The following is a 622-nucleotide window of genomic DNA, read 5'->3' as shown; positions in this document are numbered from 1 at the left end:
AACTACCATGTCCCGCAGAAAAACATCGGGCACATCACGCCCATTCAGGCGCTTAAGGATTGGCACAAAAAACAACCGGAATTATTCAAAAAGAAAACCCATGATCTATCGGGACTTGACAACAGAAACGTTTCTATACATTCATGTCCTCGACGTTATTGCCATGGCAACGGTTATGGCAGAGTGTTTGGCGTTTGATTCCATCGCCTGAAACCGACAAGCGTGTCTTCGACCTCGTGATAGATTTTGGGACATCCCAGTCCCCAAAATCGACTCGGCCTTTGACAACCTATTCGTGCCCCAGCCATCCTGGTCACCAAGCACTACACAACAACTTCGCAAGGTCGTTGCTGCTCCGTACTTGTCTCCCAATGACTGGACGCCGCGTTCGAATGCCTACTTTGCTTCCCCTCTGGCGCTATGCGCACGACGGGTAAGCAGTGCGGCCTCGCGGCTACTGGGGTCTACCAGCCTTCGCTTCGCTCTCCATGGCTGGCAGCGTGGGCGTTTGCTGATTGCTCTGGATGATTTCATCAACCCCAAGGTCGGTCGACAGATCTTCGGCTGCGAAACGATATTTGACCATGCAGCGAAAGCGAATCAAAGTCGTTATCCCTGGGCG

At 52.3% G+C, this 622-nt stretch carries 1 protein-coding gene and 1 pseudogene; both read left to right on the top strand.

The window, feature by feature from the left end; all coding sequences use genetic code 11:
• A pseudogene (locus tag ACOCD2_RS24880) lies at positions 1-198 on the top strand (hypothetical protein); the annotation flags it as partial.
• Positions 199-295: 97 nt separating this feature from the next.
• Positions 296-622 (top strand): hypothetical protein (locus ACOCD2_RS24875; RefSeq protein WP_305801334.1); only part of this gene is annotated, 327 nt, incomplete at its 3' end.

Origin of the sequence: Thiolapillus sp. (assembly GCF_048562965.1) — a bacterium.
GTDB lineage: Bacteria > Pseudomonadota > Gammaproteobacteria > Chromatiales > Chromatiaceae > Thiolapillus > Thiolapillus brandeum_A.
The sequence above is the reverse complement of the archived record's forward strand: the minus strand, read 5'-3'. Positions and strand labels throughout refer to the sequence as shown.